At 60.0% G+C, this 17,244-nt stretch carries 16 protein-coding genes; 5 read left to right on the top strand and 11 right to left on the bottom strand.

Going from position 1 to position 17,244, the window contains the following annotated elements:
• Window positions 1–8: 8 nt before the first annotated feature.
• Window positions 9–1,532 carry an apolipoprotein N-acyltransferase gene (lnt, locus tag IEY47_RS11835; protein WP_188983453.1) on the top strand — a complete coding sequence of 508 codons (1,524 nt, stop codon included), beginning with the start codon at window positions 9–11 and terminating at the stop codon, window positions 1,530–1,532.
• A 272-nt stretch (window positions 1,533–1,804) separates the two neighbouring features.
• On the opposite strand, the gene IEY47_RS11840 is transcribed toward lnt, so the two are convergent.
• Window positions 1,805–2,581 (bottom strand): YdcF family protein, encoded by a 777-nt coding sequence (locus IEY47_RS11840; protein ID WP_188983454.1) that lies wholly within the window; start codon window positions 2,579–2,581, stop codon window positions 1,805–1,807.
• 26 nt (window positions 2,582–2,607) lie between these two features.
• Window positions 2,608–2,988 (bottom strand): hypothetical protein, encoded by a 381-nt coding sequence (locus IEY47_RS11845; RefSeq protein WP_188983455.1) that lies wholly within the window; start codon window positions 2,986–2,988, stop codon window positions 2,608–2,610.
• Between the two features lie 228 nt (window positions 2,989–3,216).
• On the opposite strand from IEY47_RS11845, the gene leuS reads away from it, so the two are divergent.
• From leuS to lipA, 4 genes are all read left to right on the top strand, one after another.
• A complete protein-coding gene (gene leuS, locus IEY47_RS11850; protein ID WP_188983456.1) occupies window positions 3,217–5,823 on the top strand; it encodes a leucine--tRNA ligase in 2,607 nt (868 codons plus the stop codon).
• Window positions 5,824–5,868: 45 nt separating this feature from the next.
• Window positions 5,869–6,477: an LPS-assembly lipoprotein LptE gene (locus IEY47_RS11855; protein ID WP_188983457.1), complete on the top strand. Its 609-nt coding sequence runs from the start codon at window positions 5,869–5,871 to the stop codon at window positions 6,475–6,477.
• 86 nt (window positions 6,478–6,563) lie between these two features.
• On the top strand, window positions 6,564–7,592 hold the full coding sequence (holA, locus tag IEY47_RS11860; protein ID WP_188983458.1) for a DNA polymerase III subunit delta: 1,029 nt from the start codon (window positions 6,564–6,566) through the stop codon (window positions 7,590–7,592).
• A 255-nt stretch (window positions 7,593–7,847) separates the two neighbouring features.
• On the top strand, window positions 7,848–8,900 hold the full coding sequence (gene lipA / locus IEY47_RS11865) for a lipoyl synthase (RefSeq protein WP_188983459.1): 1,053 nt from the start codon (window positions 7,848–7,850) through the stop codon (window positions 8,898–8,900).
• 228 nt (window positions 8,901–9,128) lie between these two features.
• On the opposite strand, the gene lipB is transcribed toward lipA, so the two are convergent.
• From lipB to rsfS, 9 genes are all read right to left on the bottom strand, one after another.
• Window positions 9,129–9,752: a lipoyl(octanoyl) transferase LipB gene (gene lipB / locus IEY47_RS11870; RefSeq protein ID WP_188983460.1), complete on the bottom strand. Its 624-nt coding sequence runs from the start codon at window positions 9,750–9,752 to the stop codon at window positions 9,129–9,131.
• A complete protein-coding gene (locus IEY47_RS11875) occupies window positions 9,752–10,030 on the bottom strand; it encodes a DUF493 domain-containing protein (protein ID WP_188983461.1) in 279 nt (92 codons plus the stop codon). Before IEY47_RS11875 ends, lipB begins: the two co-directional genes overlap by 1 nt.
• Window positions 10,031–10,105: 75 nt before the next feature.
• Window positions 10,106–11,266, bottom strand: a complete 1,161-nt coding sequence (locus IEY47_RS11880; RefSeq protein ID WP_188983462.1) for a D-alanyl-D-alanine carboxypeptidase family protein — start codon at window positions 11,264–11,266, stop codon at window positions 10,106–10,108.
• 84 nt (window positions 11,267–11,350) lie between these two features.
• Window positions 11,351–12,337, bottom strand: coding sequence for a septal ring lytic transglycosylase RlpA family protein (locus IEY47_RS11885; protein WP_188983739.1), 987 nt, complete (start codon window positions 12,335–12,337; stop codon window positions 11,351–11,353).
• Window positions 12,337–13,299, bottom strand: a complete 963-nt coding sequence (gene mltB, locus IEY47_RS11890) for a lytic murein transglycosylase B (protein ID WP_229779425.1) — start codon at window positions 13,297–13,299, stop codon at window positions 12,337–12,339. The genes IEY47_RS11885 and mltB overlap by 1 nt, the downstream gene beginning before the upstream one ends.
• Before the next feature lie 56 nt (window positions 13,300–13,355).
• Complete coding sequence (rodA, locus tag IEY47_RS11895) at window positions 13,356–14,498, bottom strand: rod shape-determining protein RodA (RefSeq protein WP_188983464.1); 1,143 nt, start codon at window positions 14,496–14,498, stop codon at window positions 13,356–13,358.
• The gene (gene mrdA / locus IEY47_RS11900) at window positions 14,491–16,395 is read right to left on the bottom strand and encodes a penicillin-binding protein 2 (RefSeq protein WP_188983465.1); all 1,905 of its coding nucleotides are present in this window, start codon (window positions 16,393–16,395) and stop codon (window positions 14,491–14,493) included. Before mrdA ends, rodA begins: the two co-directional genes overlap by 8 nt.
• A gap of 11 nt (window positions 16,396–16,406) precedes the next feature.
• On the bottom strand, window positions 16,407–16,874 hold the full coding sequence (rlmH, locus tag IEY47_RS11905; protein ID WP_188983466.1) for a 23S rRNA (pseudouridine(1915)-N(3))-methyltransferase RlmH: 468 nt from the start codon (window positions 16,872–16,874) through the stop codon (window positions 16,407–16,409).
• 13 nt (window positions 16,875–16,887) lie between these two features.
• A complete protein-coding gene (gene rsfS, locus IEY47_RS11910) occupies window positions 16,888–17,238 on the bottom strand; it encodes a ribosome silencing factor (RefSeq protein WP_188983467.1) in 351 nt (116 codons plus the stop codon).
• Between the last annotated feature and the right edge of the window lie 6 nt (window positions 17,239–17,244).

Consider the following 17,244-nt stretch of genomic DNA (forward strand, 5'->3'; position numbering starts at 1 on the left):
GGATTGCCATGTCGTTGATCGCCCGCACCGGATGGCCGGGAAACCTGATTGCATTGCTGGCAGGCTTGCTCACGCCACTCGCATTCGCACCGTTCGGGCTTTGGCCCGTTCTGCTGTTGGGTGTTGCCCTGCTGTACCACGGACTCTCGCGCCTCTCTTCCCACGCTGCGCTTTGGCGGGGATGGTGCTACGGCTTCGGCATGTTCATCGCGGGAACGAGTTGGGTCTACGTCAGCATTCACGACTACGGCAGCGCCCCTGCACCCTTGGCAGGCTTGCTGACTATAGGACTCGTCGCCGGGCTAGCATTTTTCTTCGGGCTGTTCGCCTGGCTTTGGGTCAAAGTTTTTCGCCGTACCGATGCCCCGCTCAGCGATGCGCTCGCCTTCGCGGCCCTATGGATCGCGCAGGAACTGTTCCGCGGCTGGTTTCTCACCGGTTTCCCCTGGTTGTACGCGGGCTATAGCCAGCTTTCTGCTCCACTGGCCGGATTGGCGCCGCTGGGAGGTGTCTGGCTACTGAGCTTCGTGGTCGTTCTCACGGCTGCGCTCCTGAGCCGGCTCAAAGCCCTTTCGGTGCGTCCCGCCGCTCTTCTTACCGCACTTCTGCTTATCGCCGCGCCGTGGATTGCCGGGCAATGGCTCAAGGGCCACGCCTGGACCAGCCCAGCCGGCGCTCCGCTCAAGACGCTTCTGATTCAGGGCAACGTCGCTCAGGAACTGAAGTGGAATCCTGCCCAGCTCAACGCTCAGCTCGCGCTGTATCGCGATTTGACCGTCGAACACATTGGCGATGCCGATCTTGTCGTCTGGCCTGAAACAGCCGTTCCAGTCCTCAAGGAAATGGCCGCCGGCTATCTTGCTGACATGGCCCGTTTTGCCGGAGATCACCAGGCCGCATTGATCACGGGCCTACCCTTGCGTGAGCCAAACGGCAACGGCGACCTGCGTTACTACAACGGCATCACGGTCGTCGGCCAGGGTGAAGGCACTTACCTGAAGCAAAAACTCGTCCCCTTCGGCGAATACGTCCCTCTGCAAGAGGTGCTCCGTGGGTTGATCGCGTTCTTCGACCTGCCCATGTCGGATTTCGCCCGTGGTCCTGCGGACCAGCCACCGTTACTGGCGCGGAGCTACCGGATTGCCCCGTTCATTTGCTATGAAGTGGTCTACCCCGAGTTTGCGGCAGATTTGGCAGCACAGAGCGAACTGCTGCTCACCGTCAGCAACGACACTTGGTTCGGTCACTCCATCGGCCCATTACAGCATCTGCAGATGGCCCAAATGCGGGCGCTCGAAGCAGGCCGCTGGATGATCCGCGCCACCAACAATGGCGTCACCGCCCTGATCGCACCGGATGGACAAGTCAAACTGGAGTTGCCGCAGTTCCGCAAAGGCGTTCTGCGCGGGAGCGTCACGCCGATGCAGGGCCTGACGCCCTATCTCAAATGGCGCATTTGGCCGCTGGCAGTACTGTGCGTCGCGATCCTCGCGTTTGCGATCGTGGCGAGACGACGTTCGCGCAAGCTGTAACGGGCGGTCTCCCGTCTTCATGAGCCTTGCGTAGACGTACACGCGGATGGCTTCGGCCATCCACCCTACGAGTCGGTTTGCCGCAGTTCGCAGTAAACGGTGGAAGCCCTGCGGGATTTCACCCTACGAAACGCGTTGCGCGCCAATCCCGCTATACGCGCGACGGACGTCGCAAAACGTTCACAGGAAAAACACAGGCTGGCTCACCGTAGCGTGGATAACGGCAACGCCTTATCCACGCGTATCGCATCGGCGCACAGAGACGCGATATCTCAAGGCCACGGCGTGCCCTGGTAAGCAAACGGGTAGATCATTCGCCCCACCGCTTCATTCAACAGCAAACTACTTTGCCAGAACGCCTTCGCTTCGGGCAGCCAGCCCGCCAACGGAACGTCCGCCGGCGCACTCAGAAAGCCCATCGGCGCCGTCACGACCTCGAACCCAAATTGCTCGAAGCACCAACGGGCACGCGCCATGTGCCATGCCTGTGTGACCAATACGACACGCCGCTTGTTTTCCGACCTCAGAATATTCGTCGTGTATTGCGCGTTCTCCCAGGTCGTCCGGCTTTCAGTCTCCTGCCAGCGCACCTGAACGCCGAACTGCTCAGACAGCATCTTCGCCGCCATCGCTGCTTCGCTCGGCGGCGAGCCGTAATGCAAGCCCCCTGTTGCAAGGATGGGCAAACCCGATGCTTTCGCCAATGCAGCGGCGTAGCTGATGCGCTGCGCAGCCAGCAGGCTGGGCTGATCTTCGCCGTAGGCAGGATCACCCCGCTCCCGGCCCGCACCGAGAATGACGATCGCATCCGCATCATCCTGCAGTGTCGTCCATTGGTCTTGCGGCAACACGGGCTCCGTCTCAATCAACCGCGCGGTTCTCTCGACGATGGCGGGTGAACTCATCGCCCACAATCCACCTACGCCTGCGACAAGAAAGAAGATGGCTAGGCGAGGCCGCCTCGCCCTCAACCACCACGCAAGTACGATCAAGACGATGAACAGGCCAGGCGGAAGGAGCAGTTGCTTGAAAAAATAGCGAATGGGCATGGACGCCTCCTTAGAGGCGTTCGAGTCTATTGCGGCTTGGTGACCAGGAAAAGTCGCGATCCACAACTGGGGCACGGTTGTCTGTTATGACCGGCCGCGCACACGATCGTGTGGCCGCAAATTGCGCAGTCCAGCGCATGGATATTCGGACCGCCGCCGCTCTCGCTGGCATGACTCGGTTTTTCGGCGACGGTGTCCAGCCAATCGCTCAACCAGTGACGCTCGCCGGAGAGATAGGCCTCGATCAACGAGACGTCGCTTGCCTGTAACCCTTTGATCTCGAGCTCCTCCGGCGCGTCCTGCCCCAGCGCCGCGGCGAGCTCCACCTTCTCCATTGCGCGAGTGAGTTCGCGCAGTAACCGCTCATACGGTCTCTGCTCGCCCTCCGGTTGATCTGCTTGCACCATCGTTGATTCCTCCAAAACGAAGTCGGCATTTCGCCACGCTACCTTGCGTGAACGAAACGGTGGGACCCCTGATCGTTTCTTTGATCTTAGTAGCCTCTCGCACGCCGCCAAGTGATACGACGACAAACGGCGCCGCCCGCTTTCACCAATCTGCGTTTCCCTCGATTGGCGGGGGTCATGTATGCTACGGCGCTTATTCGTAGAGCCCCATTGCAAGCGCCCGCCAACATGCACGAACAGTATCAGCCAAGCGAAATCGAAGCCGCCGCACAAGCTCATTGGAACGCACGAAACGCTTTCGTCGTCACCGAAGAGTCCGACAAGGACCCCTATTACTGCCTGTCGATGTTCCCCTATCCCAGCGGCAAACTGCACATGGGGCACGTGCGTAATTACACCATCGGCGACGTGATCGCACGATACCAACGCATGCAAGGCAAGAACGTGATGCAACCCATGGGTTGGGACGCGTTCGGCATGCCAGCGGAAAACGCGGCAATGAAAAACAAAGTCGCGCCCGCCAAGTGGACCTACGAAAACATCGCGTACATGAAGGCCCAGCTCAAGAGCCTCGGCCTTGCGATCGACTGGTCTCGCGAGCTGACGACCTGCAAACCCGATTACTACCGATGGGAACAGTGGCTGTTCACGCGTCTGTTCGAGAAGGGCGTGATCTATCGCAAGAACGGCACCGTCAACTGGGATCCGATCGACCAGACCGTACTCGCCAACGAGCAGGTCATCGACGGTCGCGGCTGGCGCTCGGGCGCGCTCATCGAGAAGCGCGAGATCCCGATGTACTACTTCCGGATCACCGACTATGCGGAAGAGCTGCTGAGCTCTCTGGATGATTTGCCGGGCTGGCCCGAACAGGTCAAGACCATGCAGCGCAACTGGATCGGCAAGTCCCGTGGCATGGAAGTCCGCTTCCCGTATGACACCGCGAGCATCGGCCACGAAGGCGTACTAAACGTCTTCACCACCCGCCCGGACACGCTAATGGGCGCGACCTATGTAGCCGTTGCCGCCGAACATCCTCTAGCGACCCAGGCGGCGCAAAACGACGCCGACCTGCAAGCGTTCATCGATGAGTGCAAGCGCGGCGGTGTCGCCGAGGCGGACATCGCCACGCAAGAAAAGAAAGGCATGCCGACCTCACTGAAGGTCCAGCATCCGCTTACGGGCGAGCTGCTGCCAGTCTGGGTCGCCAACTATGTACTGATGCACTACGGCGACGGCGCGGTCATGGCCGTACCTGCCCACGACGAGCGCGATTACGCGTTCGCCATCAAATACGATCTGCCGATCAAGCCGGTGGTGCGCACCAGCGCGGGCGATGAAACGCCTGAGCCGTGGCAGGCGGCTTACGGCGAACATGGTCAGCTGATCAATTCCGGTGAATTCGACGGTCTCGATTTCGACGGCGCGTTCGATACGATCGAAGTCGCGCTGCGCAAGAAGGAACTGGGCCAATCCCGCACGCAGTTCCGCCTGCGCGATTGGGGCATCAGCCGCCAGCGTTACTGGGGCTGCCCGATTCCGATCGTCCACTGCGATAGCTGCGGTGACGTGCCCGTTCCGGAAGACCAGTTGCCTGTGGTCCTGCCAGAAGACGTCGTACCGGATGGCGCTGGTTCTCCGCTGGCGAAAATGCCCGAATTCTACGAGTGCAGCTGCCCGAAATGTGGCGCACCGGCGAAGCGCGAAACCGACACTATGGATACGTTCGTGGAGTCGTCCTGGTATGCCGCGCGCTATACCTCGCCAAATTACGACAAGGGCATGGTCGACCCTGCTGCGGCCAATCACTGGCTGCCTGCCGACCAGTACATCGGCGGTATCGAGCACGCGATCCTGCACCTGCTCTACGCGCGGTTCTTCCACAAGCTAATGCGTGACGAGGGCCTGGTCTCCAACGACGAGCCGTTCAAGAACCTGCTGACCCAAGGCATGGTCGTCGCGGAAACCTATTACCGCATCGCGGAAAATGGCGGGAAAGATTGGTTCAACCCTGCCGACGTCGAAGTCGAGCGTGACGCCAAGGCCAAGGTCATCGGCGCCAAACTCAAAAGCGACGGCCTGCCGGTGGAAATCGGCGGCGTCGAGAAGATGTCGAAATCGAAGAACAACGGCGTCGATCCGCAAGCGATGATCGATGCCTACGGTGCGGATACCTGCCGCCTTTTCATGATGTTCGCCTCGCCACCGGACATGAGCCTGGAATGGTCTGACGCCGGCGTCGAAGGTGCCAGCCGCTTCCTGCGCCGTGTATGGCGTTTGGCGCAAGCTCATGTCTCCGCCGGCCCGGTCGGCGCGCTCGATCTGTCGAGCCTGACTGACGCGCAAAAGGACGTACGCCGCACGATCCACCTGGCGATCAGGCAGGCGAGTTCGGATATCGGCCAGCACCACAAATTCAACACCGCCATCGCACAGGTCATGACGGTAATGAATGCGCTGGAGAAACTGCCGCAGACCGAGACGCAGGATCGCGCCCTGCTGCAAGAGGGACTGGAAAGCGTATCGCTGCTGCTCGCGCCGATTGCCCCGCACATCTGCCACGCACTCTGGCACGCGTTGGGCAAGTCGGGAGACGTGATCGACGCCGCCTGGCCAAAGGTCGACGAAAAAGCACTGCAGCAAGACAGCCTCACACTGGTCATCCAGGTGAATGGTAAGCTGCGCGGCCAGATCGAAGTCCCCGCCAGTGCTACCCGCGAGCAGGTGGAAACGGAAGCCCGGGCCAACGAGAACGTGCTGCGTTTCACCGATGGGCTGACCATTCGCAAGGTCATCGTGGTACCCGGCAAACTCGTCAACATCGTCGCCAACTAAGCTAAAGGACGCGCCGCCACGGCGGCGCGGACAAGAGGATAGAACATGATGAAACGGAAACTGCTGATCGTTGGGGCAACGCTGCTGTTGACTGCGTGCGGATTTCACCTTCGTGGAACGGGCGTCGACGGCATAGCGTTGAACGAACTCGACGTACAAGCGCGCGATTCTTACGGTGCGACCGTAAATGATCTGAAAGATATGCTCGAAGGCGCTGGCGTGAACGTTCACAGCGGTGCCGAATACACGTTGTATATCGCCGACGAACGCGATACGACACGGACCGCGAGTTACAGTGGCGGCTCACGTAGCGCAGAAAACGAACTGACCAAAACGTTGGAATATCAGATTCGCGGCGTAGGCGACTATCCACTATTGAACAACCGTCTGGAAGTTCAGCGTGTCTACGTTTACGACGGTAACAATCCGATCGGCTACGAACAGGAATCGGTAAAACTCGGCGAAGAAATGCGCCGTGATTTGCTCCAGCAACTCATGCTGCGTCTGCAGTCGCTCGATTCCGCTAAGCTGGCGAAGCTCGAAGAGACGGCGGAAGCCAAACGTCGCCAGGAACAAGAAGCCCTTCGCCGGGCACAAGAAGAAGCCAATCGCCCGATGCAGTCGCCCATCGAGCTACCGTCGCGCGCGCAGTGACGACCTAGAGGTTGCCGAGATTTGGACCGCTGCCAGTCTAAATCTCGGCACGCCTTCGAGCGATCCATTCGCTCCGGAACACACCCATGAAATTGAACGCCAACCAGGTTGCTAAACACTTGCAAGGCACGCTCGCCCCTGTTTATGTCGTGACGGGAGACGAACCGCTGCTGTGCCAGGAAACCAGCGATGCCATACGGGCGGCGACGCGCGCGCAAGGCTTCACCGAGCGGCAGGTGTTCAATGCCGAGACCGGCTTCGACTGGACACAGCTACTCGAAGCGGGCGCGAGCCTATCGTTGTTCGCTGAAAAGCGTGTCATCGAGTTGCGTATCCCGTCCGGCAAGCCCGGCGATAAGGGCGCGGCCGCCTTGCTGGAGTACCTTGCGCGGCCAGCCGAAGACACCTTGCTCCTGATCAATCTGCCCAAGCTCGACGGCAGCGCCCAAAAAACCAAATGGGCAAAGGCGCTCATTGATAGCCCGTCTACGCAGTTCATCCAGATTTGGCCGGTGGACAGCCATCAGCTACCTCAATGGATACGCCAGCGACTATCGCAGGCAGGCCTTTCCGCGACGCCCGAGGCGCTAGAGATGATGGCGGCCCGCGTTGAAGGCAACCTGCTCGCGGCTGCGCAGGAGATCGAAAAGCTCAAGCTGCTGGCGAACGATGGACAGATCGATGTCGATACCGTGCAAGCGGCGGTCGGCGACAGCGCGCGCTTTGATGTATTCGGTCTCATAGACGCTACCCTCGAGGGCGACGCGACACATGCGTTGAGAATGCTCGAAGGGCTGCGTGGCGAAGGGGTCGAGCCACCGGTCATCCTGTGGGCGTTGGCTCGCGAGCTGCGAACGCTTGCCAATCTTGCTCAACTGCATGCGCAAGGTATTCCGCTGGAACGCGCGTTTTCGCAAATGCGCCCACCAGTGTGGGACAAACGACGCCCCTTGATGAGCAAAGCACTACAACGCCATGGCGCGATGCGCTGGCAACAGTTGCTGATGCACGCGCAAGAGATCGATGCACAGATCAAAGGCCAGGCTGCCGGCTCGCCATGGACCGGCCTGTCACAGCTCTGTCTGCATCTGACGGGAAAGCGTTTCGCGCTCTGAACCGTCCGTTCACGACGCCTCGTGAGCACCGGTCACGGCTCGCCGCAGGGTGGATAGCGGCAATGCCTTATCGGCGCGTGCTGTAGGACGGGAAGGCACACGTGGATGGCTTCGGCCATCCACCCTACGGAGGGTCCCAATCCTTGCGTAGGCTGCCACAGCTTTCTCGCCAAACACCCGCGAATATCGGCTGTGTTACACTTCACGCCGACACATGCTCCCCGCTAACGAAGCCCCCACCGGAGCCGAAATTCGATGTCCGATACCGTCTCGCCCAAGCCCGTTTCCAGCGGCGAAAAATTCCGTACACCTCAAGGTATAACTGCAATCAAGGACGGCCAGAAGCGCCGTGCTTCAGCGCAGCCACAGGTGTTCGAGCCAAAACCCAACTGGCTGCGGGTAAAAGCCCCCACGGGCGATCGTTTCGAAGCAGTAAAGCGCAATGTGGGCGAGCACCGGTTAAGCACGGTATGCCAAGAGTCCCATTGCCCGAACATGGGCGAATGCTGGTCCAACGGCACTGCTACCATCATGCTGATGGGCTCCGTCTGCACGCGCGCCTGCCGGTTCTGCGCGGTAGACACGGGTAACCCCAATGGTTGGCTGGACCTTGAAGAACCTCAGAACACGGCTAAATCCGTCGAGCTCATGGCGCTTCGCTATATCGTGCTGACCTCCGTGGACAGAGATGACCTGGACGATGGCGGTGCGGGCCATTACGCCGCGTGCGTGCAGGCGATCAAGCAGCGGACACCCCAGGTTGTGGTTGAAGCCCTGACACCTGATTTCGACGGCGACCTCGAAGCCATCGAGCGCGTCGTGGATTCCGGCCTGGAAGTGTTTGCCCAGAACGTCGAGACCGTGAAGCGTCTGACGCATGTCGTACGCGATCCTCGTGCCGGGTACGAGAAAACGCTGCATGTACTAGAACACGCCAAACGTCACCGTCCACAGGTGATCACCAAGACGAGCTTGATGCTCGGCCTGGGCGAAACCGACGAAGAAGTGCTCGAAGCCATGGACGACCTGCGCGCCATCGGCGTCGACATCCTGACCCTTGGCCAGTACCTGCAACCGACGCGTAATCACCTGCCGGTCAAGCGCTGGGTCAGCCCGGAAGAATTCAACCGTTTCCGCGAAATCGGTCTCGAAAAGGGCTTCATGGAAGTCGCAGCCGGCCCCTTGGTACGCTCTAGCTACCGCGCCGACCGTGTATTCGAGAAAAACAACTTAGGCCTCGCGGCTCCCGTTCCCGTACCCGGCCAGCAGGTCGATACGAACCTGATCCCGACACTCAGCCTGAACTGATCGCGGCTACCCGCAAGCGTCGTAAGACGTGTGGTAACACTTGTAGCGGGCCATTGTGGGAGCGGGCCATGCCCGCGATACGGCCCGTACGGCGGGTGCAACCCGCGCAGTTCACCTCGAAAAGCCGCGGGTTTCACCCGCCCTACGAGTATCGAGCAGCCATTCGAATTCGAGATCGACACAATGCGGTGGCACAGGCGATGCCCGCGACGCTTGCAGTTCGAGCGCCTACGCCGAATAACCCAATTGCTCACGTAGCGCCATTTCGAGGCGATGCGCGACTTCATCCAAATTGGGCTTGGTATCGAGCAGATCACTGAGCTGCACCATCTTCAAACCCGCGTATCCGCACGGATTGATGCGCCAGAAGGGTGACATATCCATGTCGACGTTGAGCGCGAGCCCGTGGAAAGAACAGCCACGACGCACGCGCAATCCCAGCGAGGCGATTTTCTCGCCGTTGACGTAAACACCTGGCGCATCGGCCTTCGGCGCTGCCTTGACACCATACGTCGCCAGTACATCGACCAAGCTCTGCTCCATCGCCGTGACGAGCTCACGTACCCCTAAATCACGCCGACGCAAATCAAGCATGATGTAGGCCACGAGCTGGCCAGGACCGTGGTAGGTCACCTGACCGCCCCGCTCCACCTGAATCACCGGAATATCGCCCGGCGCCAACAGATGCTCGGCTTTGCCCGCTTGGCCTTGAGTGAAGACGCTAGGGTGGTGCAACAGCCAGATTTCGTCAGCGTCACTCGCGCCACGTGTCGCCGTAAACGTGCGCATCGCTTCCAGCGTGGGCAGGTATTCCACCAGCCCTAGGTAACGCACGATGAGGTCGTTGCTCACTAGAGCACCATATGCACACGGCCAGTAGCGCGCAGATCGACGTGGATCGCCTGCAATTGTTCGACACCCGTTGCAGTGATCAGCACCTGAACGGACAGGAAGCGCCCGTTACGACTGTCACGGGTAACCAACGTGCCTGGGTCGAGGTCTGGCGCGTGTCGCTGCAACACCTCGATCACCAATTGGGCGAAGCCGTCTCCAGCCTCGCCGATCACTTTGATCGGGTAGTTGGCGCAGGGAAATTCAATTTTGGGTGGTTGAACGTCGGTATCGGTCATGAGCTTACCGCAGGCTTTTGGCCTGTCCGAAACAAGACGCTCTCGGTTCGAGAGCGTCTGTGGGTGAGTGTCGGGTCAGTTGAACAAGCCGTAGATGAACAGGCGCAAGCTGTCCCAAATACGGCGGAAGAAACCACCTTCCTCGACCGGCTCAAGAGCCACCAGGTCCGCTGTATGCACGACTTGCTCGCCATTCTTGACTTCGACCTTGCCGATCACGGCGCCCTGCTCGATGGGCGCGATGAGGTCAGGGTTCACCGTCATGGTCGCCGCAAGCTTTTCCGCGGTGCCTTTCGGCAACGTCATGGTCAGGTCTTGCGCAAGGCCAGCTTTCACTTGCGGCACAGCACCCTTCCAGACACGAGCCTGCGTCAGCTCGGTGCCCTTTTGATAGAAGGTACGGGTCTCGAAGAAGCGGAAGCCATACGTGAGCAGCTTCTGCGTCTCAGCGGCACGCGCCTGCTCGCTGCTGGTCCCGAAGACGACAGCGATGAGACGCTGGCCATCGCGCACGGCGGACGCTACCAGGCAATAGCCGGCTTCTTCCGTGTGGCCAGTTTTAAGGCCATCTACCGTGTTGTCGCGCCATAGCAACAGATTACGGTTCGGTTGCTTGATGTTGTTCCAGAAGAACTCTTTCTGCTTGTAGATCGCGTAGTGGGCCGCATCTTCATTAATGATCGCCCGAGCGAGGATCGCCATGTCGTGCGCGGAAGAATAGTGGTTCGGATCAGGCCAGCCCGTAGCGTTCATGAAGTGGGTGTTCTTCATGCCCAGGCGTTGCGCGGTGGTGTTCATCATGTCAGCGAATGCATCTTCGCTGCCCGCAATGTGCTCGGCGAGCGCAACGCTGGCGTCGTTACCGGACTGGATGATGATCCCGTGCAGCAGGTCGCTGACCGAGACTTCATTGCCGACCTCGATGAACATTTTCGAGCCGCCCATACGCCAGGCTTTCTCGCTGACGCGCACCATGTCCGACTCTTTGATCTGACCACGGTTGATCTCGAGGGTCGCGATGTAGGCCGTCATGAGCTTGGTCAGACTGGCAGGGGGAAGGCGCTCGTCCGCAGTGTTATCGATCAGGACGTTGCCACTCGCTGCGTCCATCAGCAGATAGGACTTGGCAGCGAGCTGCGGCGGCGACGGGACCATCTGGGCGGCAGCCCAGCCAGCCGGCAGGACGCAAAGCGCAAATGTCAGAAAGAGGCGTTTGGCAAAGCTGGTGATTTTCATCCGTTTCTCTGGTTGAAGGCTAGTGATCGAACGCTTGGTGAATCGACCCGTCGCACCATGGTGGCTGGAGCGGGCTTAGGGCGGTCAGTCCGGCTTGACCAAGGTCGGTTGTCCAAGATTGGCCAACCGAAGACTATCCTGTAACTGGCGCGCTTCGTCTTGGGACGGCAATGGTCCCAGGCGTACACGGTGCAATGTCTGCTGGTTGCGTATGACCGAATCGATGAAGACAGGGGCCTGGGTCGTCTGGCTCAACTTATCCTTGAGCAGCTCCGCTGCGTCCGGGTTAGCGAACGCGCCCACCTGGACGTAAAGACCCGATACGGCGCCAGCGGCTGCCGATTGAACTGCAACCTGTGCGGGCTGGACGGGCGCGGCGTGCTGTTGAGGCGGCGGCGTATAATTTTCGACGGTCTGGTTCGTGGCAACGGCTGGCGCCGCCATGGCCAATCCCTTGTCGTTCGCCGGGACCGGGCGACCCTGCTTGGCCCACCACTCCACCGGGTCGATCCCCTCGACTGTGACGCGTGCCGTACCGGTTTCCGCATAGCCGAGTTTTTTCGCAGCTGCGAAGGACAAGTCGATCACGCGATCGGAATAGAACGGACCGCGATCGTTAACCCGGAGCATGACACTACGACCGTTATCCAGATTGGTGACCCTGACGTAGCTCGGCAGTGGCAAGGTCTTATGGGCAGCAGTCATGCCGTATAGGTCGTAGGTTTCGCCATTAGCGGTCGCCTGCCCATGAAACTTGGTGCCGTACCAGGAGGCGGTGCCGGTCGCACGGTAATTGCGGGAGTCCGCGATCGGGTAGTAGGTCTTACCAAGGACAGTGTACGGGTTCGCTTTGTAAGCCCCGTAGTGCGGCATCGGCACGGCATCCTGGACCTTGGATACATCGACATCCCACCAAGGCGCGCCGTCCTTGTGCGGACGCGAGTAGTCGCCCGCGCCGGAGGAGGCAACCCCGCCCGTACTGGGTAGGGAGGACGAGCGCTGGCTGGAACAGCTCGCGACCAGTAGCCCGGCGGCACCGAGTGCGACGAGACGGAAGAAAACGGTGCGCATCATTGCTTGCCTCGTGCTTCAAGCAGTTTTTGGGAAAGCTCATAGACCGCCATGGCGTACATCGTGCTGCGGTTATAGCGCGTAATAGTGTAGAAATTCGGCTGGCCTAGCCAGTACTCCGGGCCATTTGCGCCTTCCAGGCGAAACGCGGTGAGCGGCAATTCAGGCTCGATGTCATCAGTGGCGCTCCAACCCAGCGAGGCAAGTTCCGCGAGGGTCGTACTGGCGTCTATGCCCGGGCTCACCCCCTCATCGACGCGCGTCCCATTGACTCGGGCGCGGCTCACGACCGGGGCGCCCGGTTGCCAGCCATGCGCTTTGAAGTAGCTGGCGACGCTACCGATGGCATCGGTTGGATCGCTCCAGATATTAATATGGCCATCGCCATCGAAATCCACGGCATAGGCGCGGAAGCTGCCAGGCATGAACTGCGGCAACCCCATTGCCCCGGCGTAAGACCCTTTCAGGCTCAACGCATCGACTTGCTGCTCGCGCGCGAGCATGAGGTACTCGCGCAACTGCTGGCAGAAAAACTGCGCGCGCGGCGGATAGTCGAAACACAACGTGGACAGCGCATCGAGCACGCGGTAGCTGCCAGTATTTCGCCCATAGAACGTCTCGACGCCGATGATGGCAACGATGATCTGGGCCGGAACGCCGTATTCGGCCTCAGCGCGTTTGAGCGCCGCCTCATGCTGTCGCCAGAAATCCACGCCTTGGGCAATGCGTGATTCGGTCACAAAGATCGGCTGATATTCCTTCCATGGCCGTACGCGCTCGGCCGGGCGTGAAATCGCGTCGAGAATCGCCTGTTTTCGTTGAACGTCGCTGAAGAGCGCAGTCAGCTGCTCTTCGGCGAACCCATAGTGCTGAGACAGATCCTCAATGAGCGCGCGAACCTGCGGAGCATTGTCGTAATCCTTGGCCCACACAGGGGTCTGCAACGACAACACCAATCCCATTCCAACGAGTGCTCGAGATACACGGTGACTTAGTAATCGCATCGAATCCACTTTTCTCAAGCCTGTGCAATCCATTTTCTGTGCGTCTGAATCGCCATCAGAATCCCGAACGACGACAGCAGCGTGACCATATGCGTCCCGCCATAGCTGATGAAGGGCAACGGCACACCTACGACCGGCAGCAGCCCGCTGACCATGCCTATATTGATGAAGACGTAGACGAAGAACGTCATGGTCAAGCCGCCGGCCAATAGTTTGCCGAACAATGTCTGAGCCTGGACGGTAATCACCAGGCCTCGCGCAATGAGCAACAGGTAGACCAGCAGCAATAGGCTCACGCCTACGAGCCCAAGCTCTTCGCTTAAAACGGCGATGATAAAGTCCGTATGGCTTTCGGGCAAAAAATCCAGGTGCGACTGGGTGCCCAGCAACCACCCTTTGCCGAACACCCCACCCGACCCGATCGCGGCCTTCGATTGGATGATGTTCCAGCCGCTGCCAAGGGGATCGCTTTCAGGGTCCAGAAAGGTGTGGACGCGGCGTTTCTGATAATCGTGCAGGATGAAATACCACATGCCCACCGCGACCGGTACGCTCGCTGCAATCGCACCCAGCATCCAACGCCAAGGCAAACCGGCGATAAAAATAACGAAGGCGCCGGACGCAAGGATCAGCAGCGAAGTCCCCAGGTCCGGTTGTTTGGCGATCAGCGCGAACGGCACCACGATCAATGCCAGGCTAATCACCACGTGCTTGAGCCGCGGAGGCAAGTTATGCCGGGACAGGTACCAGGCAATGGTCGCCGGCATGATGATCTTCATGAGTTCGGATGGCTGGAAGCGAATCACACCCGGAATATTGATCCAGCGTGTGGCCCCCATTGCGGTATGGCCCATGACCTCGACCACCAGCAACAAGCTCACCCCGATGACATAGGCCAAGGGCACCCAGCGCGCCATGAAACGAGGCTCGAATTGCGCGATCACGATCATTGCGACAACGCCAATTCCGAACGACGACGCCTGCTTGGCCAAAAGATCCCAATGGCGCCCACTGGCGGAATAGAGAACGAATAGACTGCCCACGCCGAGCAACAGAAGGATGAGCAGGAGCCAACCATCGATGTGCATGCGCTGCAGCAGCGATGACCGGCGCTTGAGTACATCCTCGGTGGAAATCGTCCTGTCGAAACTACTCATGCGGCCGATCGCTCTTCTGTTCTGCCATAGGCAATGCCGGACGGAATTCAGGTTTGAGTTGCCCATCTTCGCCAAGCAACCAGGCATCGATTACCTGTTTGACCACAGGTGCGGCGACCCCCGAACCAGACTCACCATTCTCGACCATGGCCGCGACGACGATCTTCGGATCGTCCGCCGGCGCAAATGCAACGAACAACGCATGGTCACGGTGCCGTTCAGCCAAGGCTGCGCTGTTGTAACGTTCGCCCTGTCGAATCGCAACGACCTGAGCCGTGCCACTCTTACCCGCAATACGATAGACGGCCGAGTTACCGACCTTACGTGCCGTACCGCGCTCACCGTGCATGACCTCTTCCATTCCCTGGCGCGCGTAGTCCCAGAAACGGTCGTCGCGCAGTTTGATATCGGGAATGGGGTCTGGATCCACCGGCGGCTCGTTATCCAACGATTTGGCCAGGTGTGGGCGTATCCATTTGCCATGGGTCGCGACCAGGCTGGTGGCCTGTGCCAACTGCAGTGGCGTCACCTGCATGTAGCCCTGCCCAATACCCAGAATGATGGTCTCACCGGGGAACCACGCCTGCTTATAGCGGCCACGCTTCCAGTCGCGAGAAGGCATCAACCCTGCAGTCTCTTCATACATGTCCAGCGACACCCGCTGCCCGAGGCCAAAACGCGTCATGTAATCATGCAGGCGATCGATGCCCATCTTGTGCGCCAGATCGTAAAAATACGTGTCGTTCGAGCGGGCGATCGCCAGCCGCAGATCGACCCAGCCGTCGCCGCTGCGATTCCAGTTGCGGTACTTGTGGTCGTAGTTCGGCAGTTGGTAGAAGCCGGGATCGAATACGCGCGTCGACGGCGTCACCACGCCCGCATCCAAGCCTGCGACTGCTACGACCGGTTTGATCGTCGAGCCCGGCGGATAAAGACCGCGTAATACTCGGTTGTAGAGCGGACGGTCGATCGAATCGCGCAGCTCTGCATACGCTTTGAAGCTGATACCGGTCACGAACGGGTTGGGGTCGAAACTGGGCTGGCTGACCATCGCCAAGACCTCTCCAGTGGACGGCTCCAGCGCGACGATCGCGCCTCGGCGTCCACCCAGTGCTTGCTCCGCTGCTTCCTGTAATTGGGTATCGAGGGTCAGCTGCAAATCCTTGCCAGGCTTCGGGTCGGTCCGATTCAGGACGCGCAGCACGCGTCCACGCGCATTGGTTTCCACTTCTTCGTAACCCACTTCACCGTGGAGCTCGTCCTCGTAGAAGCGTTCGATTCCGGTTTTGCCAATGTGGTGCGTACCGCTGTAATTGACGGGATCGAGGGTCTTGAGCTCTTGCTCGTTGATGCGCCCGACATAGCCGACGGAGTGGGCAAAATGCTCACGCAAGGGGTAATGCCGAACCAGTTGCGCCGCGACATCGACGCCCGGTAGGCGGAACTGATTCACAGCGATTCGGGCGATCTGCTCTTCGGACAGTTCGAAGTAGATCGGGACCGGCTCGAACGGCCGACGGCCTTGGCGAAGCCGCTTCTCGAATAGCTCCCGGTCCTCCGGCGTCAATGCCAGCACCTCGACCACGGTATCGAGCACCGTCTCCCAATCTCCAGCACGCTCACGGGTCAACGTCAGACTGAAGCTGGGTCTGTTGTCGGCGATGATCACCCCGTTCCGATCGTAGATGAGCCCGCGATTGGGCGGAATCGGCTGAACGTGGACGCGGTTGTTCTCGGAAAGCGTCGAGTGATAGTCGTACTGGATGACCTGCAAGTAATACATCCGCGCGAACAGCACCAGGGTCAGCGCGAGAATTCCGACAGCGCCCACCAACACCCGGTTTCTAACGACGCGGGCGTCTTTCTCGTGATCTTTCAGGCGTATGGGCTGCGGCATCGGACGACGGTTTACTTGTGGTAGGGGTGGCCGGACAGCACGGTCCAGGCGCGGTAGATCTGCTCACCGATAAGTACCCTAACCAGCGGATGAGGCAGTGTCAGCGGCGACAAAGACCACCGCTGCTCGCTACGCGCGCATACCTCCGGCGCCAGTCCCTCGGGACCACCGACCATAAGGTTGACGGTGCGCGCATCCAGCCGCCAGCGATCCAACTCAGCGGCGAGCTGTTCCGTGCTCCATGGACGACCGTTCACTTCGAGGGTCACGATGCGTTCACCTGCCTGCACTTTGCCGAGCATCGCCTCGCCCTCCTGACGAATCAGCCGGGCCACGTCAGCGTTCTTACCGCGGGTGCTCAGGGGAATTTCAACAAGCTCGAGTGCGAGTTCAGAGGGCAGACGCTTGACGTACTCGTGCCAGCCCTCCTCGACCCAGCGAGGCATCTTCGAACCGACGGCGATCAGACGTAAACGCAATCCAGTCGCTCCGTCACTCGCTCGACTGTGCCCGGCTCTGCTCGGCGCCCTGCCACAACCGCTCAAGATCATAGAACTGGCGCGTGGCAGTTTGCATGACGTGCACGACGACATCACCTAAGTCCAGCAACGCCCACTCGCCTCCGTCCAGGCCTTCGCTGCCCAACGGACGCACGCCCTCACCCTTGACCTTTTCGATGACACTCTCAGCCATGGATTTCACGTGACGACCGGACGTACCGCTCGCAATCACCATGAAATCGGTGACGCTGGTCTTGCCGCGAACATCGATCGTGGTGATGTCTTGCGCTTTCATGTCTTCCAGCGCGGCGATCGCCAGCTGGACCAGTTGCTCGTTCTGCATGTTCGG

This window comes from Pseudomonas matsuisoli, from assembly GCF_014647635.1.
GTDB lineage: Bacteria > Pseudomonadota > Gammaproteobacteria > Pseudomonadales > Pseudomonadaceae > Pseudomonas_P > Pseudomonas_P matsuisoli.

Coding starts and splice junctions, on each gene's coding strand:
- mrdA (WP_188983465.1), bottom strand. CDS start 16,395: ATGCCGCAGCCCATACGCCTGAAAGATCACGAGAAAGACGCCCGCGTC.
- lnt (WP_188983453.1), top strand. CDS start 9: ATGTCGTTGATCGCCCGCACCGGATGGCCGGGAAACCTGATTGCATTG.
- IEY47_RS11840 (WP_188983454.1), bottom strand. CDS start 2,581: ATGCCCATTCGCTATTTTTTCAAGCAACTGCTCCTTCCGCCTGGCCTG.
- IEY47_RS11855 (WP_188983457.1), top strand. CDS start 5,869: ATGATGAAACGGAAACTGCTGATCGTTGGGGCAACGCTGCTGTTGACT.
- leuS (WP_188983456.1), top strand. CDS start 3,217: ATGCACGAACAGTATCAGCCAAGCGAAATCGAAGCCGCCGCACAAGCT.
- IEY47_RS11845 (WP_188983455.1), bottom strand. CDS start 2,988: ATGGTGCAAGCAGATCAACCGGAGGGCGAGCAGAGACCGTATGAGCGG.
- IEY47_RS11880 (WP_188983462.1), bottom strand. CDS start 11,266: ATGAAAATCACCAGCTTTGCCAAACGCCTCTTTCTGACATTTGCGCTT.
- holA (WP_188983458.1), top strand. CDS start 6,564: ATGAAATTGAACGCCAACCAGGTTGCTAAACACTTGCAAGGCACGCTC.
- rsfS (WP_188983467.1), bottom strand. CDS start 17,238: ATGCAGAACGAGCAACTGGTCCAGCTGGCGATCGCCGCGCTGGAAGAC.
- IEY47_RS11875 (WP_188983461.1), bottom strand. CDS start 10,030: ATGACCGATACCGACGTTCAACCACCCAAAATTGAATTTCCCTGCGCC.
- rodA (WP_188983464.1), bottom strand. CDS start 14,498: ATGAGTAGTTTCGACAGGACGATTTCCACCGAGGATGTACTCAAGCGC.
- mltB (WP_229779425.1), bottom strand. CDS start 13,299: ATGGGATTGGTGTTGTCGTTGCAGACCCCTGTGTGGGCCAAGGATTAC.
- IEY47_RS11885 (WP_188983739.1), bottom strand. CDS start 12,337: ATGCGCACCGTTTTCTTCCGTCTCGTCGCACTCGGTGCCGCCGGGCTA.
- lipA (WP_188983459.1), top strand. CDS start 7,848: ATGTCCGATACCGTCTCGCCCAAGCCCGTTTCCAGCGGCGAAAAATTC.